Origin of the sequence: Schumannella luteola (assembly GCF_013408685.1) — a bacterium.
In the GTDB taxonomy this organism is placed as follows: domain Bacteria; phylum Actinomycetota; class Actinomycetes; order Actinomycetales; family Microbacteriaceae; genus Schumannella; species Schumannella luteola.
This window is the reverse complement of record NZ_JACBZY010000001.1, coordinates 1,999,800-2,024,609: the sequence shown is the minus strand read 5'-3', so window position 1 is coordinate 2,024,609 and position 24,810 is coordinate 1,999,800. Positions and strand designations below refer to the sequence as shown.

Annotated in this window: 24 protein-coding genes and 1 tRNA gene; 15 read left to right on the top strand and 10 right to left on the bottom strand. The window is 72.1% G+C overall.

What is annotated here, in order from left to right; all coding sequences use genetic code 11:
• Positions 1-116 precede the first annotated feature (116 nt).
• Positions 117-1,802 carry a DNA repair helicase XPB gene (locus tag BJ979_RS09040; RefSeq protein ID WP_179567190.1) on the top strand — a complete coding sequence of 562 codons (1,686 nt, stop codon included), beginning with the start codon at positions 117-119 and terminating at the stop codon, positions 1,800-1,802.
• Positions 1,803-1,808: 6 nt separating this feature from the next.
• Here the strand turns inward: BJ979_RS09040 and BJ979_RS09035 are convergent, their stop codons facing one another.
• Positions 1,809-4,289 carry a DUF6493 family protein gene (locus tag BJ979_RS09035; protein ID WP_179567188.1) on the bottom strand — a complete coding sequence of 827 codons (2,481 nt, stop codon included), beginning with the start codon at positions 4,287-4,289 and terminating at the stop codon, positions 1,809-1,811.
• Positions 4,286-5,749 carry a serine/threonine-protein kinase gene (locus BJ979_RS09030; RefSeq protein ID WP_218853469.1) on the bottom strand — a complete coding sequence of 488 codons (1,464 nt, stop codon included), beginning with the start codon at positions 5,747-5,749 and terminating at the stop codon, positions 4,286-4,288. Before BJ979_RS09030 ends, BJ979_RS09035 begins: the two co-directional genes overlap by 4 nt.
• A gap of 150 nt (positions 5,750-5,899) precedes the next feature.
• On the opposite strand from BJ979_RS09030, the gene BJ979_RS09025 reads away from it, so the two are divergent.
• The gene (locus BJ979_RS09025) at positions 5,900-6,559 is read left to right on the top strand and encodes a dihydrofolate reductase family protein (RefSeq protein ID WP_179567187.1); all 660 of its coding nucleotides are present in this window, start codon (positions 5,900-5,902) and stop codon (positions 6,557-6,559) included.
• An 11-nt stretch (positions 6,560-6,570) separates the two neighbouring features.
• Complete coding sequence (locus tag BJ979_RS09020) at positions 6,571-7,728, top strand: serine hydrolase domain-containing protein (RefSeq protein WP_179567186.1); 1,158 nt, start codon at positions 6,571-6,573, stop codon at positions 7,726-7,728.
• 84 nt (positions 7,729-7,812) lie between these two features.
• On the opposite strand, the gene dinB is transcribed toward BJ979_RS09020, so the two are convergent.
• The gene (gene dinB, locus BJ979_RS09015; RefSeq protein WP_179567185.1) at positions 7,813-9,012 is read right to left on the bottom strand and encodes a DNA polymerase IV; all 1,200 of its coding nucleotides are present in this window, start codon (positions 9,010-9,012) and stop codon (positions 7,813-7,815) included.
• A gap of 166 nt (positions 9,013-9,178) precedes the next feature.
• Here dinB and BJ979_RS09010 point away from each other — a divergent pair, with 166 nt between their 5' ends.
• From BJ979_RS09010 to BJ979_RS08985, 6 genes are all read left to right on the top strand, one after another.
• The gene (locus BJ979_RS09010) at positions 9,179-9,871 is read left to right on the top strand and encodes a response regulator transcription factor (RefSeq protein ID WP_179567184.1); all 693 of its coding nucleotides are present in this window, start codon (positions 9,179-9,181) and stop codon (positions 9,869-9,871) included.
• A gap of 153 nt (positions 9,872-10,024) precedes the next feature.
• Positions 10,025-11,737 carry a sensor histidine kinase gene (locus BJ979_RS09005; RefSeq protein ID WP_179570170.1) on the top strand — a complete coding sequence of 571 codons (1,713 nt, stop codon included), beginning with the start codon at positions 10,025-10,027 and terminating at the stop codon, positions 11,735-11,737.
• Positions 11,738-11,746: 9 nt separating this feature from the next.
• Positions 11,747-12,034, top strand: a complete 288-nt coding sequence (locus BJ979_RS09000; protein WP_179567183.1) for a WXG100 family type VII secretion target — start codon at positions 11,747-11,749, stop codon at positions 12,032-12,034.
• 111 nt (positions 12,035-12,145) lie between these two features.
• Positions 12,146-12,805: an HD domain-containing protein gene (locus tag BJ979_RS08995; protein ID WP_179567181.1), complete on the top strand. Its 660-nt coding sequence runs from the start codon at positions 12,146-12,148 to the stop codon at positions 12,803-12,805.
• 92 nt (positions 12,806-12,897) lie between these two features.
• Complete coding sequence (locus tag BJ979_RS08990) at positions 12,898-13,104, top strand: hypothetical protein (protein ID WP_179567179.1); 207 nt, start codon at positions 12,898-12,900, stop codon at positions 13,102-13,104.
• A gap of 38 nt (positions 13,105-13,142) precedes the next feature.
• Positions 13,143-13,283, top strand: coding sequence for a hypothetical protein (locus tag BJ979_RS08985; protein WP_179567177.1), 141 nt, complete (start codon positions 13,143-13,145; stop codon positions 13,281-13,283).
• A 96-nt stretch (positions 13,284-13,379) separates the two neighbouring features.
• Here BJ979_RS08985 and groL read toward each other — a convergent pair whose 3' ends face one another.
• From groL to BJ979_RS08960, 5 genes are all read right to left on the bottom strand, one after another.
• Entirely contained in the window at positions 13,380-14,999 is a 1,620-nt protein-coding gene (groL, locus tag BJ979_RS08980) for a chaperonin GroEL (protein ID WP_179567175.1), read from the bottom strand.
• A gap of 244 nt (positions 15,000-15,243) precedes the next feature.
• Complete coding sequence (locus tag BJ979_RS08975; protein WP_179567173.1) at positions 15,244-15,447, bottom strand: cold-shock protein; 204 nt, start codon at positions 15,445-15,447, stop codon at positions 15,244-15,246.
• Between the two features lie 193 nt (positions 15,448-15,640).
• The gene (locus BJ979_RS08970) at positions 15,641-16,219 is read right to left on the bottom strand and encodes a LytR C-terminal domain-containing protein (protein WP_179567171.1); all 579 of its coding nucleotides are present in this window, start codon (positions 16,217-16,219) and stop codon (positions 15,641-15,643) included.
• A gap of 16 nt (positions 16,220-16,235) precedes the next feature.
• On the bottom strand, positions 16,236-16,601 hold the full coding sequence (locus BJ979_RS08965; RefSeq protein ID WP_179567169.1) for a DUF3263 domain-containing protein: 366 nt from the start codon (positions 16,599-16,601) through the stop codon (positions 16,236-16,238).
• A 67-nt stretch (positions 16,602-16,668) separates the two neighbouring features.
• Entirely contained in the window at positions 16,669-17,718 is a 1,050-nt protein-coding gene (locus tag BJ979_RS08960) for a DUF2332 family protein (protein ID WP_179567167.1), read from the bottom strand.
• A 131-nt stretch (positions 17,719-17,849) separates the two neighbouring features.
• Between BJ979_RS08960 and msrB the strand changes: the two genes are divergently transcribed.
• From msrB to BJ979_RS08935, 5 genes are all read left to right on the top strand, one after another.
• Positions 17,850-18,314 (top strand): peptide-methionine (R)-S-oxide reductase MsrB, encoded by a 465-nt coding sequence (gene msrB, locus BJ979_RS08955; protein ID WP_179567165.1) that lies wholly within the window; start codon positions 17,850-17,852, stop codon positions 18,312-18,314.
• Positions 18,311-18,853 (top strand): nitroreductase family protein, encoded by a 543-nt coding sequence (locus tag BJ979_RS08950; RefSeq protein WP_179567164.1) that lies wholly within the window; start codon positions 18,311-18,313, stop codon positions 18,851-18,853. Before msrB ends, BJ979_RS08950 begins: the two co-directional genes overlap by 4 nt.
• Before the next feature lie 162 nt (positions 18,854-19,015).
• Positions 19,016-19,360 (top strand): metal-sensitive transcriptional regulator, encoded by a 345-nt coding sequence (locus BJ979_RS08945; RefSeq protein ID WP_179567163.1) that lies wholly within the window; start codon positions 19,016-19,018, stop codon positions 19,358-19,360.
• Positions 19,361-19,418: 58 nt separating this feature from the next.
• Positions 19,419-19,688: a heavy-metal-associated domain-containing protein gene (locus tag BJ979_RS08940; RefSeq protein WP_179567162.1), complete on the top strand. Its 270-nt coding sequence runs from the start codon at positions 19,419-19,421 to the stop codon at positions 19,686-19,688.
• Positions 19,685-21,985, top strand: a complete 2,301-nt coding sequence (locus tag BJ979_RS08935; protein ID WP_179567161.1) for a heavy metal translocating P-type ATPase — start codon at positions 19,685-19,687, stop codon at positions 21,983-21,985. Before BJ979_RS08940 ends, BJ979_RS08935 begins: the two co-directional genes overlap by 4 nt.
• Positions 21,986-22,095: 110 nt before the next feature.
• Here the strand turns inward: BJ979_RS08935 and BJ979_RS08930 are convergent.
• Positions 22,096-22,169: transfer RNA gene (locus BJ979_RS08930), tRNA-Thr, on the bottom strand.
• Between the two features lie 46 nt (positions 22,170-22,215).
• A complete protein-coding gene (locus BJ979_RS08925; protein WP_179567160.1) occupies positions 22,216-23,304 on the bottom strand; it encodes a DsbA family protein in 1,089 nt (362 codons plus the stop codon).
• A gap of 309 nt (positions 23,305-23,613) precedes the next feature.
• Between BJ979_RS08925 and BJ979_RS08920 the strand changes: the two genes are divergently transcribed.
• Entirely contained in the window at positions 23,614-24,762 is a 1,149-nt protein-coding gene (locus BJ979_RS08920; RefSeq protein ID WP_179567159.1) for an ABC transporter ATP-binding protein, read from the top strand.
• The last annotated feature ends 48 nt before the right edge of the window (positions 24,763-24,810 follow it).

Genomic DNA, 24,810 nt, shown 5'->3' with positions numbered 1-24,810 from the left:
GGCGACACGCCGCGGAAGCGGGCAAGTCGCGATCCCCGCAGCGGGTCGGGCGCGCCGGTCGAGCATCACCGGCGCTCCCAGCGCAGGAACCCCGCACGCGACTAATCTGGGAGGTCATGTCCGGACCCCTGATCGTGCAGAGCGACCGCACCGTGCTGCTCGAGGTCGCGCATCCCGACGCCGAGGATGCCCGCCACGAGCTCGCCGTCTTCGCGGAGCTCGAACGCGCCCCCGAGCACATCCACACCTACCGCATCACGCGCCTCGGACTCTGGAACGCGCGCGCCGCCGGTCACACGGCCGAGCAGATGCTCGACACGCTGAACCGCTACGCGAAGTTCCCGGTGCCGCAGACGGTGTCGATCGACATCGACGAGACCGTCGCGCGCTACGGCCGGCTCGTCATCTCGCGCGACCCCGAGGTCGAGCAGGCGAACCCCGACGGCACGACGACCACGATCCCGGGCGAGCTGATCCTCAGTTCCAGCGACCCGGCCGTGATGAGCGAGATCACCCGCAACGCGAAGGTCGGCCCGCTGCTCGGCGTGCGCCGCACCCCGAGCGAGTGGACGCTGCAGCCGTGGGCGCGCGGCCAGATCAAGCAGGAGCTGCTCAAGCTCGGCTGGCCCGCCGAGGACAACGCCGGCTACACGCCGGGCACCCCGCACGAGATCGAGCTGGACGAGTCGGGCTGGCACCTGCGCGACTACCAGCGGAAGGCGGTCGACAACTTCTTCGACGGCGGCTCCGGCGTCGTCGTGCTGCCCTGCGGCGCCGGCAAGACGCTCGTCGGCGCCGGGGCGATGGCCGCCGCCGGCACGACCACGCTCATCCTCGTCACCAACACCGTCAGCGCACGGCAGTGGCGGGCCGAGCTGCTCAAGCGCACGAGCCTGACCGAGGAGGAGATCGGCGAGTACTCGGGGCAGGTGAAGGAGATCAAGCCGGTCACGATCGCGACCTACCAGATCCTCACCGCGCGACGGAAGGGCGAGTACGCGCACCTGGCGCTGCTCGACGCCCTCGACTGGGGCCTCATCGTCTACGACGAGGTGCACCTGCTGCCCGCGCCGGTCTTCAAGCTCACCGCCGACCTGCAGGCGCGTCGCCGCCTGGGCCTCACCGCGACCCTCGTGCGCGAGGACGGCCGCGAGTCGGACGTCTTCTCGCTCATCGGCCCGAAGCGCTTCGACGCTCCGTGGAAGGAGATCGAGGCCCAGGGCTACATCTCCCCCGCCAGCTGCTACGAGGTGCGCATCGACCTGCCGCAGGACGAGCGTCTCGAGTACGCGGCGAGCGCCGACGACGAGCGCTACCGTCTCGCGGCGACCGCCCCGGCGAAGCTGCAGGTCGTCAAGGACCTCGTGGCCAAGCACGCGGGCGAGCGCATCCTCGTGATCGGTCAGTACCTCGACCAGATCGACGAGCTCGCCGCGGCTCTCGACGCCCCGCAGCTCACCGGCTCGACGCCGATCGACGAGCGCGAGCGGCTGTTCCAGGACTTCCGCGACGGCAGGCTCACCGTGCTCGTCGTCTCGAAGGTCGCGAACTTCTCCGTCGACCTGCCCGAGGCGACCGTCGCCATCCAGGTCTCCGGCTCCTTCGGCTCGCGCCAGGAGGAGGCCCAGCGTCTCGGTCGCCTGCTGCGCCCGAAGGAGAGCGGACTGCCCGCGAACTTCTACACCCTCGTCGCCCGCGACACCATCGACCAGGACTACGCGCAGAACCGCCAGCGCTTCCTCGCCGAGCAGGGCTACTCGTACACGATCCTCGACGCAGGGGACCTCGCCACCGCCGCCTAGTCGTACCTAGTCGCGCAGCGCCGCCTCGGCCTGCTCGGCGGCCTGACGGGCGAGCTCGGTCGGGCGCGGTTCGACAGCCGCGAGAGCACGGAGCGCGATCGCCGTGATCGACGATCCGCGCGAGCGTGCGGCGAGCGCCGGCGGAATCGGCACGACGACGCCGTAGCGCTCGGCGAGCTGCGCTGTGAGCTCGATGAGGGCGGATGCGCCGGTGACGCCTGACAGATGCGGCAGGACCGCGCCCAGCAGCTGCAGAGCCCTCCATCCGGCGAGGGCGGAGATGCGGGCGGAATCAGCGAGCGCGCTCGCGACGCGGGCCCCCTTCACCCTCTTGAGCTCGAGGGCTCGTACCAGCTCGGCGCCCAGCTCGATCGGGTCGAGCATCCCGCTCCGCGCACAGCCGTCGAAGGCCTCGGCGGCCCGCGCCCGCGCGATCGCCTCGTTCGCCGAGAGCGCCAGGACGAGCGCCGTGCGCGACGGCGGGCCGAGCGGTGACCTGGCATCGCGGAGAGCGTCGGTCGCGGGCGTCGTGTCGACGTTGGGCACATCCACCGCGACGGTGAGGGCGGGGAGCGCATGAGCGGCGAAGTGCTCCGGAGCGTCGATGAGCACGATCCGGAGCCAGTCGAGCAGAGTGACCGCGTCGCGGCTCGACCGTGCGTCCGCTCCCAGTCCGGCGAAGGTCCGCAGTGCGGGCCGCAGATCGAACAGGCCGGCAGCGAGGTCGCCCTCTCGGGGCGGATCGGCGGCGTCGTCCATCCACACGATCCACGGCGGGGTCGGTCCTGCGGGCGTGTGGTAGCCGGCCATGAACTCGGGATCGCCTTCGAGCCGCTCGTGCCGCGTCCAGCGCGCTCGGGCCGCGGCTGCCGCCGCGTCGGCGCGCGCCGTATCCAGCCACCGACCACGGTCGCCGGAGGGGCCCATCGCGGCGAGGGATGTCGCGATCCAATCGACGAAGACCTGCTGCGGCGAGGTCATGCGTCGATACCCGCTCACCTGCTCCGGCTGCGCCCGGGCAGGTGCCTCCTCGGCGGGCCTCGGACTCCACGAGGGGTAACTGAGCCCCGAGGGGACACCCGCGGCGCCGCCGATTGTGAAGTGCCCCTGGAATCCGCCCCAGCGCCAGAGCCGAGTCGGCTCGTCCACCCAGGCCGCGACGACCGCGCGCAGGTACGCGCGCGGGTCGAGGTGCGGAGTCAGGCCCGCCGTCCCTCCCCCGTCCTGGTCGTTCCAGTCCCGGATTCGTCGCCGCAGCACGTCCGCCGCCAGCGGCGACCGCCCGCTGAAGCGGATCACGGCGTCGACGCCGCGCAGCAGCTCTGCGCCGCTCGCAGGACGCTCGAGCAGTTCGACGAAGAGGTCGGCGAGCTCGTCGGGGTCTTCAATCGCGGCGAGCAGCGGATCAGGTGCCGAGTCGGTGCGCCGGGGAGTCGTGCGCGGGCCGGCGACGACCACCGTCGCACTGGTGCCCTCCGGCGCTGAGCCGCCGACCACGCCGGTCGGAGCGTCCGAGGTCGCGTGCCGTTCCGATCCGGGGCCCGGCCGCAGCCGCGACAGCACGCGGGACGCGCGGGCCGCGACGTCGGCGGCGCCGTGGTCGGCACCGGCGATGAGCTCGGCGAGTCCCGCCGCATCGACCTCACGAGGATGCGCCGACGCCAGCTTCTCGACCAGAGCCAGCTGCGCCATCCGCGACTTCTTGTCGCTGCGCGCCAACACGGCAGCGGTCATCGGCGCGAGCGCCGTCAGCGCGCCCGACGGGATCGTCTCGGCTCGCGCGAGGACGCCGAGGTGCTGCTGCGCGAGCGCGACCGAGACACCCGGCGTCGCGGCGAGCACGGCGAGATAGCGGGCCGCGCGCGCGGCCACCTCGGCGGCGTCCGGGTCGAGCGCACGCAGAACCTGCAGGTACCAGCCGACGTCGTGAGCCGAGAAATCGGACAGCAGCCCGCTCAGAGCGGCGTCGATCAGTCGTCCCCGCAGCTTCGGATGATCGGCCACGAGATCGAGGAACGCCGCCATGACCGGGGCGAGCTGGGCGACGCCGGCACCCTCGACGCGGAACATCGCCCAGAGCTCGCGCTCCAGGAACCGCTGCCGATCCGCGCGGATCTCACTCTCGACCGGCTCGCGCGTCCCGCGATACGGGGACGTCGGGACGCCGATGGCGCGGTGCAGCATCTGGCGCAGGTATTCGGGCTGCTCGCACTCCGCGAATCCCGAGCGCACGAGGTCGAGCGCAGCGTCGAGGCGGTCATCGCCGCCGATCCCGAACACCCCGTCGAGGAATGTCACGTCGACGAACTCGCGCCGGATGGACGCCGAGCGCGTCACCAGTGCCTCGACGATCACCTCACGCACCCCGGGGCGCCCCTCCATCCAGAACAGCTCACGCCCCAGCGTGGAAACCGCATGCTCACGGCAGGAGGCGGCGAGATCCTCGAGTGTCGCGTTCTCGTCGCGGATGACTCGCGTCGGGCTCACGAGAGTCCCCCGCTCGCCGCATCGCGCACCAGGCGTGCTGCGAGCACATGGCGGCACTCGCCGCGCGCGCCGCGATGCCGGCCGAACCACGGGCACGTGCAGCGATCCACGTCGGCGGTTCCCAGGGCGGCGAGGCGGACGACGTGTCGCGCACCGGCCTCCCCGTCCGAGCCCGCACCGACCGTGAAGACCCCGCTCGACGACAGCTCCACAGCTCCCACGGCGACGAGATGCCGGGCGTCGGAGAGCCTCGGGTTGAGCTCCGTCATCGCGCGCGCCGAGAAGGGAAGAGGGCGGAGGAACCAGGATGCGCGATGCAGATCCCAGCCGAGGAGTCCCGACATCGCGATCCCGGTCAGCGCAGCCTCGACACGGTCAGCGGGGATGCCGCTGGCGCGGACGAGGACGGGAAGATCCAGCAGGTCTCCCGGGTCGGCGGTCGTCGCGAGCAGCTCCCGCAGCGACTCCGCATCCTCGACGGCATGGGGCGTCGCGAGGTCGGAGAGCACGGCTCCCTCACCCGAGAATCCTCGCGATTTCTCCGCGCTCACCACCAGGGTCACCCGAGCGCCCGGAAGCTCGAGCACCCAGGCGCTCGCCTGAGGCTCGCTCGAGGCGGTCTCGGGGGCGAAGGCGCGCAGTCCGCCGGCGAACCTCAGCAGCGGAGCGAGCACGCCGAGCCGCTCGGCGCCGGCGAGCGCGACAGCGCCGGGCGAGCGGCTGCCGGCGAGCCGCGCCCCGCCGTCGGGAGTCGGAGCGACCCACGACAGCGAGCGCGTCGGCGTGCTCGTCGGAAGCGCGGCGAGAAGCCCACGAGCGGCCTCGTGCTCGACCCCGATCCGTTCGACCATGCGGCGCTGGATGACCTGGGTCTCCGCGAAACCGCGAAGCCAGCGCGTCGGCAGAGCGACTCGCTCCTCGACGACGCGGGCGTCGAGTGTCGCCACGGCGAGCGCGTCGTCGGCGACCTCGAGCTGCAGCGGCTCATCGGCGAGCAGGCCCGCGAGCGCCTGGCGCAGATCGGGATTGACGTCGACGTTGGTCACACCGGGGCGCAGGCGCTCCGCCTCGAGTGCTGCCGCATCCACGTCGAGACGCACGGCCACACCGCAGCAGACGCTGAACGCCTCGAAGCGCAGCCCGTCTCGGGACGCGGTGATGACGGGGTCCGCGGCGCGCAGCCTCGCCGCGAGCATGCCCGGCGGCACGTAGAACCGGGTACGAGCGACCCGTGCGACCACCAGCAGCGCGGCGGCGACGACCGCCGGATGCTGCACGAATCCGCGGAAGAAGGGCTCCGCCGTCGCGCCCGCGATGCCGGCTCCGGCCACGCGATCGACGGCGTCCGTCCCCGAGATCGTCGCGCCGTGTCCGCTGCGCGAGGTCGCGAGTGCGATCCTCGCGGCGTCGACCCGCGATCGGCCCGGATACGCGTAGATCTGTTCCAGGTTCGACGCCACAGCCGGAGTCTAAGCAAGGCTCGCTTCCGCGACGAGGGCGCGGACGTACCGAGTTCGGGTGACGCTCGTGGTCGAGTCGGCCATGTCGTCCCTCCGCGGGGGCGGCATCCGACGGGTGCCGAAGCCGCACGTGCGCGCTAGCCTCGCGGCATGGCAGCCCCGGTGCACGCGACCATGTCCCTCTCGCTCGACGGCTACGGCGCCGGCAGCGGGCAGACGCTCGAGCAGCCGATGGGCGACCTGCCCGGCCCGGCGCTGCACCGGTGGATGTTCGAGACGCCCGACGAGAACGCCGAGGAGCAGGCGCACATCGTCGGGGCTTCGGCGTACATCATGGGCCGCAACATGTTCGGGCCCGTGCGCGGCGAGTGGCCCGTCGACGGCGAGCCGTGGACCGGATGGTGGGGCCCCGAGCCGCCGTACCACGCGCCCGTGTTCGTGCTCACCCACCACGAGCGCGAGCCGCTCGAGATGGCGGGCGGCACGACCTTCCACTTCGTGACCGACGGCATCCACGCGGCTTTCGAGCGGGCGCAGGCGGTGGCGGGCGACGGGCGCATCCACACCGCGGGCGGCGTCTCGACGATCAACCAGTACCTCGCCGCCGGGCTCATCGACGAGCTGCACCTGCAGATCTCGCCCGTGATCCTCGGGCACGGCGAGCGGCTCTTCGAGGGGCTCGGCCACATCCCGCTCGAGCAGGTGTCGATCACGCCGAAGTCGCTCGTGACGCACGTCGTCTACCGGGTGCTCAAGCCCGCAGCCGCTGCCGGGTCCTCGGCCGGTTCCACGCCGGACGCCGTGAGCTGAGGGACGCCGCGATGAGCGCCGAGACCGTCGTCCGTGCCGAGGGATTCGACGAGGAGGTCTTCCGCTCGGCGCTGGCCGCCGCGACCGTGGACGCTCCCGGCGCGCCCCTCGGTCCCGCCGTCGCCGCCGCGGTGCGCGTCGCAGGCGTCTGGCACAGTGCCGCCCTCGGTACGCTCGACTTCGGTGATGCGCACCCCGTGACGACCGAGACGCCGTTCCGCGTCGCCTCGCTGTCGAAGCCGCTCTCGGCCGTGCTCGCCGGACGCCTGGTCGACGCGGGTGCGATCGACCTCGACGAGCCCGTCAGCCGGTGGATGCCCGAGCTCGCGTCGCCGCGGGTGCTCGACCGACCCGACGGACCGCTCGACGCCGCGCATCCCGCCACGACCCCGATCACGCTGCGACACCTGCTCACGCAGTGCGTCGGCAGCGGTGTCGAGTTCGTCGAGACCCCGCTCGGGCGCGAACTGAGCGCCTTCGGCTACGGCCCCAAGCCGCCGGCGATGACGCCCGACGAGTTCCTCGCCCGCTTCGCCGCGCTGCCGCTCGGCCACGAGCCCGGCAGCCACTGGGACTACCACACGAGCACCGAGGTGCTCTCGGTGCTGCTCGCCCGCGTCGCCGGCCGACCGCTCGATCGGCTGCTGCACGACGAGATCGTCGAGCCGCTCGGCCTCGCCGTGACCGGCTTCTCGACGACCGAGCCGCTCCCCCGCCAGTACCGCCCGACCGCCGACGGCATCGAGCCCTGGGACGACTACGCCGATCTGTTCGCCGCGCCGCCCGCGTTCCCGAGCCTCGCCGGCGGACTCGTCGCGAGCCTCGACGACCTCATGTGCTTCTGGGGCGCCCTCGCCGACGGCGAGCTGCTGCCGCCGGGCCTGCACGCGCGCATGACGAGCGACCAGCTCAGCCGCGAGCAGCACGAGGGCATGGCCGGCTTCGGCGGCGACGCCGCGGGCTACGGCTGGCAGGTCGGCGTCACCACGACGGATGCCGACCCGAACGTCGCGCGCGGCGCCTACGGCTGGTCGGGCGGCACCGGCACGACCGCCGCCGTCGACCCGCAGCGCGGCGTCGTCGGCATCGCCCTCAGCCAGCGCTTCGTCTCCGGACCCGACGACGACTACGCCTGGTTCTGGCGACCGCTGCACGCGGCGCTGCGCTGACTGCCGCACGCCGGCTCCGGCGCGTGACACCCGCATCCGTCCCCTCGACACCGCTCTCGCTCGCCAGCCCGCGCTCACCCGCGCTCACTCGTGCTCGGGGAGCACCGGCGTCGACCAGCCAGCGTCGCGGCCGACCTGGGTTCCGCGCGAGACCGAGGCCGCGCCGAAACGGTCGCGCACCGCGTCGAGCACCGCGTCGAGTCGTGATCCGTCATCCCAGTCGATGGGCAGCTCGGGATGCTGCTCGCTCGCGCGACCGAGTTGCGCGAGCGAGAGCCCGATGAGGGTGAGCCCGCGCGCGGCGATCTCGGGGGAGGCTTCGGCCAGCAGGCGACGCGCGACGGCGAGGATGACGCCGGTGCGGTCGGTGGCCGGCCCGAGGCTCTGCGAGCGGGTCGCCTTCGCGTAGTCGCCGAAGCGCAGCCGGAGCACGACCGTGCGGCACACCCGGTCGCCATCGCGCAGCCGCCGGGCGAGCCGATCGACGATCTGGCTGAGGATCGTGTCGAGCTCCTCCGGCGAGCGCCGCCGCGCCGCCCCGAGCGCGCGCTGCGACCCGATCGACGAGCGGCGTCGTGCCGTCTCGACCGGGCGCGGGTCGCGCAGCCGGGCGAGCGCGTGCAGGTGCGCCCCGGCCGCGCGCCCGAGCAGCCGCTCGGCGCTCGCCTCCTCCAGCTCGGCGAGCTGCCCGACCGTGCGGATGCCGAGCCGGTGCAGCTTGTCGGCGGTCACCGCGCCGACACCCCAGAGCCGCTCCACCGGCAGCGGCAGAAGGAACTCGCGTTCGCGGTCGGGCGGCACGACGAGCAGCCCGTCGGGTTTGCCGACCGCGCTCGCGACCTTCGCCAGGAACTTCGTGCGGGCGACCCCGACCGAGATCGCGAGGCCGGCTTCGGCGCGCACCCGCTCGCGCAGCCGGGCGGCGATCTGCTCGGGCTCTCCCGCCAGCCGTCGCAGACCGCCCACCTCGAGGAAGGCCTCGTCGATCGACAGCCCCTCGACGAGCGGGGTCGTGTCGCGGAAGATCTCGAAGACCTGCCGACTCGCGGCGGCGTACGCATCCATCCGCGGAGGGACGACGATCGCCTGGGGGCACAGCTCGCGCGCCTGACGCCCGCCCATCGCGGTGCGGATGCCGAAGGCCTTCGCCTCGTAGCTCGCCGCGAGCACGACCCCGCCGCCGACGATCACCGGCCGGCCGCGCAACCCCGGAGCATCGCGCTGCTCGACCGAGGCGTAGAAGGCGTCCAGGTCGGCGTGCAGCACGGTCGCCTCGCCCCGCATGCCGCCTCCTGCCGCCGATCGGATGCGGGGATGCTCGCACGCGCCGACGACATCGGCGGGAGCGGGGCGGCACGCGCCGCTCCGCACGATGGGCGTGCATCGAACGTCCGGCAGAGCCTGTCAGCGCTCCCAGGAATGCTCCAGGCAACGGTCAGATACTGAACCCATGACCGACGGACCCAAGATCCTCATCGTCGATGACGAGCCCAACATCCGCGACCTGCTCACCACCTCGCTCCGTTTCGCCGGTTTCGCCGTGCGCGCGGTCGGCAACGGCGCCCAGGCCATCTCGGCGGTGCTGGAGGAGGAGCCCGACCTCATCATCCTCGACGTGATGCTCCCCGACATGAACGGCTTCGGGGTCACCAAGCGCCTCCGCGCCTCGGGCTACACGGCGCCGATCCTCTTCCTCACCGCGAAGGACGACACCGAGGACAAGATCACCGGTCTCACCGTCGGCGGCGACGACTACGTCACCAAGCCCTTCTCGCTCGACGAGATCGTCGCCCGCATCAAGGCCATCCTGCGCCGCACCATGCACGACGAAGACGACGCCATCATCCGCACCGGCGAGCTCTCGATGGATCAGGACACCCACGAGGTCACCGTCGGCGACGTCGCGGTCGAGCTCTCCCCCACCGAGTTCAAGCTGCTGCGCTACCTCATGCTCAACCCCAACCGCGTGCTGTCGAAGGCGCAGATCCTCGACCACGTGTGGGAGTACGACTTCAACGGCGACGCCGGCATCGTCGAGAGCTACATCTCCTACCTGCGCCGCAAGCTCGACCAGCACTCGAGCGAGCCGATGATCCAGACCAAGCGCGGCTTCGGCTACATGCTCAAGGCCTCCAAGGTCTGAGCCGGTCCGCCCGCCGATCCGCCTGATCCTCATCAGCGCTCCACGGCTGCGCCCCTGCTTCCTCACGGTCGCGGGGGCGTAGCCTTGCCCGCAGTGTCCACCGTCGCGTCGCCCGCCGCGCATCCCCCGAGAGAGGTCTGAACCGTGGCCTCGATGCACGCCTCCTTCGATCACTGGTGGAACGGCATCTCGCTGCGCACCAAGATCACCGGCGTCACCGTGCTGCTGCTGACCTTCGGTCTCGCGGTCGCCGGCGTCGGCACGGCGAACGTGCTGCGCACCTACCTCTTCGAGCAGGCCGACACCCAGCTCGACAACGTCTACAACGACACCCGCAACAAGCAGCTCGGGCCGTCGGGCAGCCAGCCGTACCTCTCCGACTCGTCGCCGTATTACATCCGCATCGTCGACTCGAGCGGCACGACGCAGTGGATCAACATCGCGACCGGTCAGGCGGATGCGGGCCCCGACCTCGAGGGCGTGAACCTCAAGACCATCGCCGATCGCCACGAGGGCATCAACGTCTTCAGCGTCGACCACAAGAGCCAGTGGCGGGTGAAGGCCTACAGCGGCCAGTTCAACACCGGCTCGACCTCGACGCCCGGAACCCTGCTCATCGCGGTCAGCGTGGCCTCGACGGATGCGACGGTCGGCCGCTACGCCGTCATCTTCTTCGCCTTCGCGATCGCCGTCATCGCGCTCGGCTGGGCGCTCAGCCAGCTGCTCGTCACGAGCACCTTCGCACCGCTGCGCGACGTCGAGCGAACAGCCGCCCGCTTCGCCGCGGGCGACTACAGCCAGCGCCTCGGCGGCGCCACCCCGAACACCGAGGTCGGCCGCCTCAACCGCTCGCTCAACACGATGCTCGCGCGCATCGACTCGGCCTTCGCCGACCGCGCCCGCACGATCGAGCAGATGCGCCGCTTCGTCGGCGACGCGAGCCACGAGCTGCGCACGCCGCTCGTCTCGCTGCGCGGCTATGCGGAGCTGTACCGGATGGGCGCCATCCAGAAGCCCGACGACGTCGCGCAGGCGATGGACCGCATCGAGCGCGAGGCGATCCGCATGAGCGCGCTCGTGAGCGATCTGCTCGAGCTGGCCCGACTCGACGAGTCGCGCGAGCCGCAGCTCGCCGAGGTCGACCTGCTGCCGCTCGCGCAGGACGCCGCCCTCGACGCCAGCGCCTCGAACCCGAACCGCAAGATCACGGTCGTCGTGCCCGACCACACCCTCGACCAGCTGCTGATCCTGCCGCCCAGCATCCCCGCGGTCGCCGCAGGCGCGCTCGAGGCCGGGCAGCCGGCGACCGTGACGAGCCCGATCGCCCTCGCCGGCACCGCGCTCGCGCGACTGCGCCGTCGCCGCGGGCAGGTGCGCACGAACGCGACCGCCGAGATCCCGCCGCTGCAGGTGCCGCCGGTGCCACTGCCCGCGGTCGGTCCGATCGTGCTCGCCGAGGGCGACAAGATCCGCCAGGTCATCACGAACCTCATGGGCAACGCGATGCGCTTCACGGCCGATGACAGCCCGATCGAGCTCGTCGTCGACGTGGATGCGGCCGGCGGCTACGGGTCGATCTCGATCGTCGACCACGGCGAGGGCATCCCGCCGCAGCTGCGGGAGAAGATCTTCCAGCGCTTCTGGCGGGCCGACTCCTCGCGCACTCGCGACACCGGCGGCAGCGGCCTCGGGCTCGCGATCGTGGCGGGCATCGTCGCGAACCACAACGGTCACGTCGAGGTGCTCGAGACGCCGGGAGGCGGCGCGACCTTCCGCGTGAGCCTGCCTCTCCTCCCCCGCGCCGCCGACGACGAGAAGTCCACCGATGCGACCCCGCCCCCGGGATCAGGTGCGCCGTCGGCCTAGCTTCGAGCCATGGCAAGTTACACGGTTGACAGTGATCAGGTTCTTCAGACGGCGACTGCCGTCCGCTCGGCGATCGAACGCATCCGCGGCGACGTCGACTCCCTCAACTCGCGCGTGACCGAGCTCCAGCGCACCTGGACCGGAGCGGCCTCGTCGTCGTTCGCGGCCGCCACACAGGACTGGCATAAGGCCCAGACCGGCGTGCAGAACTCTCTGCAGCAGCTCAGTCAGGCGCTCGACGTCGCCGGGCAGAGCTACGAGGAGGCGGAGTCGGCGACGCAGCGCATGTTCCGCTGACCGTCGGGCGTCTCGACCCGAAAGAGACGCCATCAGACGATCTCCTGCCGATCTCGGCGGCGTGGCCCCGCAGCGGAGGCGCGGCGTCGCGGGCGGCGTCAGGATGAGCGCATGGACCCCGCCGTGCGCCCACATCTCGACGTCGCTCGCTTCTCGCTGCCGGCCCCGCCCGACACCCCCGCCGTGCGGGCGGCCGTCGAGGTGCTCGACCGCTACGCGTCGCCCGCGATCCGGGCGCACTCGTGGCGGTCGTGGCACTGGGCGCTCGGCTTCGGCGAGCAGCTCGGTCTCCCGCCCGTCGACGCCGAGCTGCTCTGCGTCGCCGCGCTGCTGCACGACATCGGCCTCGCCCGCGCCTTCGACGCCGCCGAGCCCTCGTACGAGGAGGCCGGCGGTCACGTGGCCTGGGCGGTCGCCGCCGGGGCCGGCTGGCCGGCGGTGCGACGCGACCGGCTCGCCGAGGTGATCGTGCGGCACAACTGGCCCGAGGTGCCGGTCGACGATCCCGACGGCCACCTGCTCGAGATCGCGACCGGGCTCGACATCAGCGGCGCGCGCCCCGACGCGCTGCCGACGGAGCTGGTGGATGCGGTGCTCGCCCGGTTCCCCCGCGGCGAGCTGGGCACCGAGTTCGGCGCCCTCGTCACCGCGCAAGCGCAGCGGAAGCCGAGCACGCAGGCCCGCCGTCTCGTCGAGAGCGGCCTCGTCGGCAAGCTGGCCGCGCATCCGCACGAGCACCGGGCGACGGGCCCGGATCACCACGACACGTAGGTCGTTCCGCCCCGCTCGGGCGCCTCGCCGACGACGCCGCCCCACCGGATCGCCCCGCCACGGACGTCATGCCGCCCCGCTAGAGTGCGCGCGTGATTCCCGCTCAGGTTCCCCCGGCCTCCTACCCGACCCCTGCGGTGCCGCCGCTGCGCTCCGGCAGCCCCGGAAAGGCGTCGCTGATCATCGCGATCGTGCTGCTCGTGCTCGGCATGACGGTGCAGGTGCTCGCGTTCAGCACGCCGATGATCATCCGCTCCTTCGCCGTCTCCCCGGCTGAGACCTCCGCGGTGTTCGCCTGATCGGGCTCGCGACGACGGTCACGGCGATCGTCGGCGTCGTGCTCGGCGCGATCGGCATCCAGCCGGGACGCGAGCGGCGACTGGTCGCCGTGGCGGGCTTCGCGGTCTGCCTGGCCGACACGATCGGCGGAGTGTTCGCGCTGGTCATGCCCCCGCTGGTCGGACTGCTCTACGCCTGAGCCGACGCCCGGGAACGACGAAGCGGGCGGCTCCCCGAGGGGAACCGCCCGCTCCCGAGCAGTGCGAGCCGAGGCTCAGACCGTCTGATCAGACGATCAGAAGTCCATGCCGCCGGTCGGGTCGCCGGCCGGGGCCGCGACCTTCTCCGGCTTGTCGGCGACGACGGCCTCGGTGGTGAGGAAGAGACCGGCGATCGAGGCCGCGTTGAGCAGCGCCGAGCGGGTCACCTTCACCGGGTCGTTGATGCCCGAGGCGAGCATGTCGACGTACTCGCCGGTCGCGGCGTTGAGGCCGTGTCCGACGGGCAGGTTGCGCACCTTGTCGACGACGACGCCGGGCTCGAGGCCCGCGTTGAGGGCGATCTGCTTGAGCGGGGCGTCGATCGCGACGCGCACGATCTTGGCGCCGGTCGCCTCGTCACCCGAGACCTCGAGCTTGTCGAAGGCGAGCTTGCCGGCCTGGATGAGGGCGACGCCACCACCGGCGACGATGCCCTCCTCGACGGCGGCCTTCGCGTTGCGCACGGCGTCCTCGATGCGGTGCTTGCGCTCCTTGAGCTCGACCTCGGTGGCCGCGCCCGCCTTGATGACGGCGACGCCGCCGGCGAGCTTGGCGAGGCGCTCCTGCAGCTTCTCGCGGTCGTAGTCGGAGTCGGTGTTGTCGATCTCCTGGCGGATCTGCTTCACGCGGCCCGCGATGGCGTCGGCCGATCCGGCACCCTCCACGATCGTGGTCTCGTCCTTGGTGACGATGACCTTGCGGGCCTGACCGAGCAGCTCGAGGGTCGCGTTCTCGAGCTTGAGGCCGACCTCCTCGCTGATGACCTGGCCGCCGGTGAGGATCGCGATGTCCTGCAGCTGGGCCTTGCGGCGGTCGCCGAAGCCGGGGGCCTTGACGGCGACCGACTTGAAGATGCCGCGGATCTTGTTCACGACGAGAGTCGCGAGCGCCTCGCCGTCGACGTCCTCGGCGATGATGAGCAGCTGCTTGCCGCTCTGGATCACCTTGTCGACGACCGGGAGCAGGTCCTTGATGTTCGAGATCTTCGAGTTGACGATCAGGATGTACGGGTCTTCGAAGACCGCCTCCTGACGCTCCGGGTCGGTGACGAAGTACTGCGACAGGTAGCCCTTGTCGAAGCGCATGCCCTCGGTGAGCTCGAGCGTGGTGCCGAAGGTGTTCGACTCCTCGACGGTGACGACGCCCTCCTTGCCGACCTTGTCGATCGCCTCGGCGATGAGCTCGCCGATCTCGCTGTCGGCGGCGGAGATGCTCGCGGTGGCGGCGATCTCGTCCTTGGTCTCGATCTCCTTGGCGGTGGCGACGAGCTCGGCCTCGACGGCCTTGACGGCCTTCTCGATGCCGCGCTTGAGGCTGATCGGGTCGGCGCCGGCCGCGACGTTGCGCAGCCCCTCGCGCACGAGCGCCTGGGCGAGCACGACCGAGGTGGTGGTGCCGTCACCGGCGACGTCGTCGGTCTTCTTGGCGACCTCCTTGACGAGCTCCGCGCCGATCTTCTCGTACGGGTCGTCGAGCTCGATCTCCTTGGCGATGGAGACGCCGTCGTTGGTGATGGTGGGGGCGCCCCACTTCTTCTCCAGAACGACGTTGCGGCCGCGCGGTCCGAGCGTGACCTTCACGGCGTCGGCCAGCGTGTTGAGGCCGCGCTCGAGGCCGCGGCGGGCCTCCTCGTCGAATGCGATGATCTTCGCCATGTAGTTCTCGTCCCTCCCGGACGTCGGCCTGCTGAGCACGGATGCGCACGGAGCCGTGAGCACGGTCGTGACCGGCAGCAGTGGTTCATGGGTTAGCACTCCGAACGAGGGAGTGCCAGGAGTCATTCTGGCACTCGCCCTGAGGGAGTGCAAGCCACCGCGACGCGGGATGACGGGCCCGGATCCGCCCGGGGCGGACACGAAAGCGGGCGGCGCCGCAGCACCGCCCGCTCGCGACTCCCGGTCAGGCCGGCCGCACGGCTTCGGCCTGGGGCCCCTTCGCCCCGGTGCCGAGCTCGAAGACGACCTTCTGCCCCTCCTCGAGCACCTTGTAGCCGCTCATGTCGATCGCGGAGTAGTGGACGAACACATCCTGTCCGCCCTCGTCCACGGTGATGAAGCCGTAGCCCTTCTCCGCGTTGAACCATTTGACGGTCCCGTTGGCCATCGCCTCTCCTCGCTGTGCTGTGCGCGCAGGACGGCGGTGGTGCGCAGTGCTGTAAGGCCGTCCGTGCGCCGATGCTAGCCCCGGGAAAGCGCCGATCACGAGGGGAATCGGGCGAAAGGGGGCCGGAGCGGACGATCGGCATCCAGATTAAACACTCGCGTAACACGAGCGCCCGTCAGCGGGCGATCCGGCCTCAGCCGACGGGGGTGAAGTCGTCGCCGAGCACGATGGTGACGGGCGCGCCGGGGAAGGCCGAGGAGAGCCGGATGGAGCCGGTGCCGAGGATCTGCACCATGCCCTTGGCGACGCCCTCGTACTCCTTGCCCGAGTAGTAGACGACCGTCGCCTTGCTCGTGCGCTCGTCGGCGTCGGCGGTTCCGGAGATGTTCCAGCCCGCATCCTTCAGCTTGGTCGCGATCCCGTCTTCGGCGTCGTCGTTCTTGCTCGCGTTGAGGATCGAGATGCGCAGCGCATCGGCGATCGCCGGGTCGACCGAGCCGGGCTCGGTGATCGCCGGGCTCTCGTCGGCCGCGCTCTGGCTGGCGGCGGGGCCGGCGGCGGAATCGCTCGAGCCGAAGGGCAGCTCGATCGAGAAGCGGGAGTCGACGCGCGAGAGCGTGAACAGGCCGACGGCCACGAGCACGCCCGTCGCGAGCGCCGCCCAGGCGAAGACGACCCAGCCGCGACCGCGCGGAGCGGGTCCGCGGTGCGCGCCGACGCGCGTGAGGTCGTGCGGGACGTCGTCGAAGCGGTCGCGGGGTGCGGTGCTCATCGGTGCGGGGTGGTCCTCAGCTGTCGGTGGGATCGATCCGGAACGTGCGTGCGGCACGGGCCCGGGTGCGGGCGGTGCGGAGCCGCTGCAGCCGACGCACGAGAAGCGGATCGGCGGCGAGCGCATCGGGGCGATCGATCGCGGAGTGGAGCAGCTGATGGTAGCGAGCCGAGGTGAGTCCCAGCTCCGAGCGGATCGCCGCCTCCTTCGCCCCGCCGCGCCCGATCCAGTCGCGCTCGAAGTCGAGCACGCGGCGTTCGGCGTCGGTCAGACCCATCACGGCGGCGCCGGCCGGAGCGGTCGCCCTGGTCGACTCGGCCGCAGCCGCCCCCGCCGCGTCCGACGGCGATGCCGCGGGCTCGGGGCTCGGCGAGGGGATCATCCGGTCAGGCTAGTGCGGGCGATGCGGGTCGCCCGACAGCCCCGCCGCGGTGTCGCGAACGCGCGACTCAGCCGATCCAGCGCAGCTGATCGCCGTGCGGACTCGTGCGGGCGAGCGGCTCGCCGTCGAGCGCGAGCACGGATCCGAGGGGATGCGCGGCCTCGCGTCCGGCGAGACGCTCGGCCACCTCGGGCAGCGCCGCGGCGCCCTCGAGCGTGATCGACCGGGCGCCGATCGAGCGCACGGCGTCGAGGAATCCAGCCCGCACCTCGCGACGCAGGTAGACGAGCGTGCCGAGCGACACGATCACGAGTTCGGCGCCCGCGGGCACGGCCGGCGACAGTTCGCGCAGGCGCGTCGGGTCGGCGATGAGCTGGGCCGCGTCGCCCTCCACGACCTCGATCGGATGCGAGCGCACCGCGACGAGCGCGGCCCGCAGTCGGGCACGCCGGTCGGGCCGGTCGACCGGGGTCAGCGCCTCGAGCCAGCGCGCATCGGCCGGATCGGCCGAGTCGAGCGGAGCGAGGTCGACCCCGCGGCGGGCGAGGATGCGCGGCAGGCGCGTCGGCAGCGCACCCGGCCCCGACACCGCGCAGCGCACGAGGGGGTCGCCGGCGCCGAGTTCCGACACCGCCTCGGCGACGGGCGCCGCATGCGCGCCGTCGCGGGCGTCCGCGCCGCCCGCCTCGCCGCCATCCCGCTCGAACCGGATCGTCCAGCGGTCGAGCGCGAGGCACAGCCCCGCGGCGGCGCCCAGCTCGAGCAGCACGACCGGGCCCTCGATACGCGCGAGCGCGGCGGCGAGCGGCGCGGTGCGGCCGACCTCGTTCGTCTGGGTGCGGCGCCCGCGCGCGGCGACGGCGAGCGTCTCGGCGTGCGTCAGCATCCACTCGCGCAATCCCGCGTACTCCCTCGCCGGCGCGCCGAGCAGGTCGGCGACGGCGAAGACGAGCGAGGGATGCCGCTCGCCCGGCGGGAGCCTCTCGATGACCGCGAGCACCTCGGGGTCATCGGCGATCGCCGCCGCCCACTCGCCGTGCCGTGCACTGTGCGGCCCGAGCTCGCGCGCCGCGCGCGAGAACCAGGCGGCGGTCGACTCGGATGCGGTGTCGGGCATGCCCCCATCCTGCCGCCCGCTCCGAACCGCATCCACGCCGTCTCGGCGCCGCCTCCGTGCCGCGTGCACATGGGAACAGCGCGCCCCGACACGCGGTTGAATGTGTCGTACGTCCGACGAAAGGGAACGACATGGCCTACGAGGTCGAGAAGACCGACGCCGAGTGGCAGGAGTCGCTGAGCGCCGACCGCTACAAGGTGCTGCGCGAGGCCGCCACCGAGCGGGCCTGGACCGGAGAGCTGCTCGACGAGCACCGCGCCGGCCTCTACACCTGCGGCGCCTGCGGCGCCGAGCTGTTCAAGAGCGGCACCAAGTTCGATTCCGGATGCGGCTGGCCGAGCTTCTACGACTCGGTCAACCCCGAGGCCGTCGAGCTGCTGGAAGATCGCAGCCTGCCGGGCGCGGTGCGCACCGAGGTGCGCTGCGCGAACTGCGGTTCGCACCTGGGCCACGTCTTCGACGACGGCTTCGGCACGCCGACCGGTCTGCGTTACTGCATGAACTCCCTCGCGCTGGGCTTCCAGGAGGAGGGCGCCGAGGCTCCCGCCGCCGAGGCCGACGCCCCGGTCGCGACTCCCGCCGAGTCCGCGAAGTGACCGCCTTCGAGGCGCTCCTCGCCCGCCGCTCGTATTCGTCGGTGGGCGAGGACGCCCCGAAGCGCAAGGAGCTGCTGCGACTGGTGGATGCCGCATCCACCGTCGCCGATCACAAGTCGCTGCGGCCGTGGCGGCTCATCGAGCTGCGCGGCGCCGACCGCGACCTGATCGGCTTCGGACTCGCGAAGGCCGAGGGCAAGAAGGGGCACGATGTCGAGAAGTACGTGCGCAAGGCGCACCGCTCTCCCCTCGTGATCGCCGTCGTGAGCTCGCCGCGCAAGGGCAAGCTGCCGGAGTGGGAGCAGGAGGCCGTGGCCTCGGGCATCGCCCACAACCTCACTCTGCTGCTCGACGAGGCCGGGTGGGGCGTCTTCTGGCGCACCGGATCGCACACCCGCAGCAAGGCCGTGGCGAAGGCGCACGGCCTGGCCGAGGGCGAGAAGCTGCTCGGCTGGCTGCACGTCGGCGCGAAGCCGGCACGACGGCGGATGGGGCGGCGCAAGCCGATCGACCCGAAGAAGTTCCTCACCCGACCGTGACCCCGGCAATATACCCCAACGGGGTATAGCTGGCAGAAGGCTGGGATGCGCGGCCCGCGCGTGCACGCACGTCGCGGGTCGCGCATACTTGTCGTCGACGGATACCCCTACCCCGTATTGGTATGGGTACCTCGATCGGCCACACGAGGATCGGAGACGCGGATGAGCGCAGCACCCCCGGCGGACGCCGCCGAGAACACCGGCCACGCCGCACACGGGCACGGGTCCCCCGGCTACGTGGACGTCAAGGACGCGCTGCTCAAGCGCCTGCGTCGCGCCGAGGGTCAGGTGCGCGGCATCGCGCGCATGGTCGAGGACGACGTGTACTGCATCGACATCCTCACCCAGGTCTCCGCTGCCACGAAGGCGCTCGAGACCGTCGCGCTCGCGCTGCTCGATGACCACCTCAGCCACTGCGTCGCCGAGGCCACGGCCGAAGGCGGACCGGTCGCCGAGGAGAAGATCCGCGAGGCCAGCGCGGCCATCGCGCGGCTCGTGCGCTCGTAGAGCGCAGCAGAGAGCACAGCCGCTCGTAGCGTCCCCCTGTACCCGAAAGGACTCGACCATGTCGACCATCACCAGCACCGTCCTCGTCGAGGGCATGACCTGCGCGCACTGCGTCGCGAGCGTCTCCGAGGAGATCGGCGAGATCGCCGAGGTCTCGACGGTCGACGTCGAGCTCGTCGTCGGCGGAGCCTCGCGTGTGACCGTCGCGAGCTCGGCGCCGATCGCGGCCGAGCGCATCCGGGCCGCCGTCGAGGAGGCGGGCTACGCCCTCGCCGATGACGTGACCGGCGCCGCAGGCGAGGCCACGGAGGGCGGCGAGCGCGCATGACCGCCGTCGAGCACCGTCTCGACATCACCGGCATGACCTGCGCTTCGTGCGCGAACCGCATCGAGCGCAAGCTCAACAGGCTGCCCGGCGTCGAGGCGACCGTGAACTACGCCCTGTCGACGGCCCATGTCGTGAGCGACGGCAGCGACGAGTCGGTGGATGCGGGGCGTCTGCTGCAGACGGTCGAGGCGGCCGGGTACCGGGCGACGATCCCCGCGCCGGAGCCCGCCCCGGCCTCGGTGACGCGGCACCCCGCCGATCCGGCGTCGCAGGACGAGCGCCCGGAGCACGACCAGCACGGCAGCTCCGCCGGCCACCAGCACGACCCCGGCGACGCCGGCGCCCTGCTGCGCCGCCTGGTGATCAGCGCCGCGCTCGGTGTGCCGGTGGCGCTGCTGTCGATGATCCCCGCGCTCCAGTTCGAGAACTGGCAGTGGCTCGCCCTCGCGCTCGCCGGGCCGGTCGTCGTCTGGGGCGCCTGGCCCTTCCACCGTGCCGCGGCCGTGAACCTGCGTCACGGCGGCGTGACGATGGACACGCTCATCAGCCTCGGCATCCTCGCGGCGTTCGGCTGGTCGCTCTACGCCCTCGTCTTCGGCGGCGCGGGCATGGCCGGCATGCACATGAGCTTCACGCTCATCGGCCGTCCCGAGGGCGGAGCCGACGAGATCTATCTCGAGGTCGCCGCGCTCGTGACGGTGCTGCTGCTGCTCGGGCGCTGGATCGAGGCGCGCGCCGGCGTCTCGTCACGTGCCGCACTGCAGGCGCTGCTCGAGCTCGGAGCGAAAGACGCGGCCCTGCTGCGCGACGGCGTCGAGACGCGGGTGCCGGTGGCGCAGCTCGCGATCGGCGACCGAGTCGTGGTGCGCCCGGGCGAGAAGGTGCCCTCCGACGGCGTCGTGGTCGAGGGCGCCTCGGCGATCGACGCCAGCATGCTCACGGGCGAGTCGGTTCCGGTCGAGGTGACGGCCGGCGATCGTGTCGTCGGCGGAACGATCTCCTCGGGCGGGCGCCTCGTCGTCGAGATCCGCCGCGTCGGCGCCGACACCGAGCTGGCCCGCATCCGCGCTCTCATGATCGACGCGCAGACCGGCAAAGCGCAGGTGCAGTGGCTCGCCGATCGGGTGTCGAGCGTGTTCGTGCCGGTCGTGATCGGACTGGCCATCGTGGCCTTCGCCGGGTGGATGCTGTCGGGCGCCTCGATCGAGATCGCCTTCACCGCCGCCGTGACGACGCTGATCATCGCCTGCCCGTGCGCGCTCGGCCTCGCCACGCCGACCGCGATCCTCGTCGGCACCGGCCGCGGCTCGCAGCTGGGCATCCTCATCCGCGGACCACAGGTTCTCGAGCAGACCCGCAAGGTCGACACGATCGTGCTCGACAAGACCGGCACCGTGACCGAGGGAAGGATGCGGGTCGCGGCCGTCGTGCCGGCGGACGGCGTCGAGGGCGCCGAGCTGCTGCGTCTCGCGGCGGCCGCCGAGGCCGGGTCGGAGCACCCGATCGGCCGGGCCATCGCCGAGGCGGACGCCGCGCATCCGATCGCCGCCGACTTCGCCGCGCACGCCGGCTTCGGCGTGCAAGCGGTCGTCGACGGGCGGCTCGTGCTCGCGGGGCGGCTGGGCTGGCTCGCGGACGAGTGGTCGATCGACACGGCCCCGCTGGCAGCGAGAGCCTCCCGGCACGAGGCCACGGGCTCGACCGTCGTGGCAGTCGCCGCCGACGGGCGCCTGCTCGGCATCGTCGCCGTCGCCGACACCGTCAAGCCGACCAGTGCCGCCGCCGTCGCCGCGCTGAAGCGGCTCGGGCTCACCCCGGTGCTGCTGACCGGCGACAACGAGGGTGCCGCGCGGGCCGTCGCGGCCGAGGTCGGCATCGCCGACGTGCGCGCCGGCGTCACGCCGGCGGGAAAGCTCGATGCGGTGCGCGAGCTGCAGGCGCAGGGCCGCGTCGTCGCGATGGTCGGCGACGGGGTCAACGACGCCGCCGCCCTCGCCGCCGCCGATCTCGGACTCGCGATGGGCGGCGGCACGGATGCGGCGATCACCGCGAGCGATGTGACGATCGTCTCCGGCGACCTGCTCGCGGTCGCCGACGCCGTCCGTCTCGCCCGCAGCACGCTGGGCACGATCCGGGGCAACCTGTTCTGGGCCTTCGCCTACAACGTCGCCGCGATCCCGCTGGCGATGCTCGCGCTGCTGAACCCGATCCTCGCCGGCGCCGCGATGGCGTTCTCGTCGGTGTTCGTCGTGCTCAACAGCCTGCGACTGCGTCGTTTCCGCCCGCTCCCCCGCTGAGCGGATCCGCGCGGCGCCGTGTCCCACGCCGGTCCCACGCCGGTCCCACGCGCGGCCGGAACAGAGCGAAGGCCCGGTCGGAACACGAGTTCCGCCGGGCCTTTTCGCAGAGCCCCCTGTCGGGTTCGAACCGACGACCCCCGCTTTACAAGAGCGGTGCTCTGGCCAACTGAGCTAAGGAGGCGACGCCGCCGATCCTACCGGCGGCCGGCGAGCGCGAGCGGCCGTGTTCAGCCCGCGGCGGGAGCCGAGGCGGCGTCCGACGGCGACGCCGACGGCGACGGGCTCGCCGACTCGTCCTGGGTGAAGTCACCGCCGTTGGCCTGCACGAACGCCCGCGCCAGGTCCTGCGAGTTCGAGTAGCTGCTCGGCACGAACTGGGTCGCCCCCAGCAGCACGAGCGGGGTCGCCGAGACCGCCTTGACCTTCGTGCCCGGCAGCGGTCCGTTGACGGCGCGGTTGCTGGCCGCCTGCACCCACTTGCCGAAGCGACGCGATTCGACGCAGCTGGTCACATCTGACATCGACTGCACCTTCGCGTCCTTCGCGACGGCGAGGATGCGCGCATCCGACATGCCCCCGCTCTCCTGCGACGGCTGCGCCGCGAGGAGGGCGACGTGGAAGTCGAGGAAGCTGTCGGGAGCGAACTCCGCCACGCATCCGGCCGCGTTCGCGGCGCGCAGCGCGTACTGGTCGGAGCCCGACTTGCTGCTCAGGGCGATCGGATGGATCTCCAGCGTCGCGGCGCCGTCGCTCACCCAGCTGCGCAGCTGCTTCGCGTTCGCCTTCGCGAACTTCGCCGAATCGGGCTGGAAGTAGTCGACGTAGATGCGGATCGGGATCGCGCCGTCCTGGTTGCGCGACTCGGTCGGCGCCTCTCCCGGCCCGAGCGAGCCGGTGCGCAGCGCCTTGAGGTCAGTGCCGATGCGGATGCCGTCGCTGAGCATGTTGCGCGGGCCGCGCTGCGAGGGGCTCGCGAAGCTGATGATGACGAAGGTGACGACCACGACGACGGCGACGATGCCGGTCACGAGGCCGCCGCGCAGCAGCCAGGTGCGGCGGCGGTCGCTCTTGCGCTGCTGCGTGCGGATCTCACTCGCGCGCTCCCGGGCGGCGGTGCGCGCGGCGGTCTGGATCGCAGCCGTATCGAGCGGCGGCTCGGCGGGCGTGCGCGGCTCGACGGCGGTGGCGGCGTCGGCGTCCGTGGCGTCAGACGTCGTGCCCTTGGAAGCCGCGCCCTCGGCAGCCGTCGCGGCGTCGTCCGGCTGCGCGGGCGCGCTGTCGTTCTCGCGGTCGGCGGGCTCGTGCGGGTCGGTCATCGTTCCTCGTAGATGCCGCAGTGCGGCGGACGGCGATTCACGCGGCGGAAGGCGCACGCGCGACGCGGAGATCGTAGGCACCCGACCCTGGGAGCACTCCCGGTTCCGACTGCGCTGCGAGCCTAGCGGCGCAGACGGGTAGACCGTCTCGTCCAGGGCGCGCGCGACGCGACTGCGCACCCGTGGCGTCCGCGACATCCGTGCTTTAGGGTGAACGCCAGGTGACCACTGACGTTCGCCGACGTGGGCACCACCATTCCATTCACTCGGATCGTCCGGCACGTACCTGCCGGTGAAGGAGATACACCCATGGCATCTGTGACCTTCGACAAGGCCACCCGTCTCTACCCGGGCGGCACCCGTCCCGCGGTCGACGCGATCGATCTCGAGGTCGCCGACGGCGAGTTCCTCGTTCTCGTCGGCCCCTCCGGCTGCGGCAAGTCGACCACCCTGCGCATGCTCGCGGGCCTCGAAGAGGTCAACGACGGCCGCATCCTTATCGGCGACCGCGACGTCACCGATGTGCCGCCGAAGGACCGCGACATCGCGATGGTCTTCCAGAACTACGCGCTGTACCCGCACATGACCGTCGCCGAGAACATGGGCTTCGCGCTCAAGATCGCCGGCGTCAGCAAGCAGGAGCGCGCCGACCGCGTGCTCGAGGCGGCGAAGCTGCTCGACCTCGAGCCCTACCTCGGCCGCAAGCCGAAGGCCCTCTCGGGTGGTCAGCGTCAGCGCGTCGCGATGGGCCGCGCGATCGTGCGCCAGCCGCAGGTGTTCCTCATGGACGAGCCGCTGTCGAACCTCGACGCGAAGCTGCGCGTGCAGACCCGCACCCAGATCGCCTCGCTGCAGCGCCGCCTCGGCGTCACGACGGTCTACGTCACGCACGACCAGACCGAGGCGCTCACGATGGGCGACCGCATCGCGGTGCTCAAGGACGGCATCCTGCAGCAGGTCGGCTCGCCGCGCGACCTCTACGAGAAGCCGAACAACGTGTTCGTCGCCGGCTTCATCGGCAGCCCGGCCATGAACCTGTTCACCGCCGACATCGTCGACGGCGGCATCCAGTTCGGCTCGAGCGTCGCCGCGATCGAGCGCGACGTGCTCACCTCGGCCAGCGGCAAGCAGGTCACCGTCGGCATCCGCCCCGAAGACCTCACGATCTCGACCTCGGGCAGCGGCCTGCAGGTCGAGGTGGATGTGGTCGAAGAGCTCGGCGCCGACGGCTACCTCTACGGTCACGCCGACATCGACGGCAAGCGCGTCGACATCGTGACCCGCGTCGACGGCCGCTCGCACCCGAACGCCGGCGACAAGATCGTGCTGACGCCGGTTCCGCAGCACCTGCACGCCTTCGACGCCGAGTCGGGTGAGCGCCTCAACGCGCCCGTCGCCGCGTCGACGTCGGCGGCACCCGCCGCCGCTCCGGCTGCTCCCGCGGCGCCGACCGCCTGATCGAGCGAGATCCCGCGACGGCCGCGGTCCCACGCGGGGCCGCGGCCG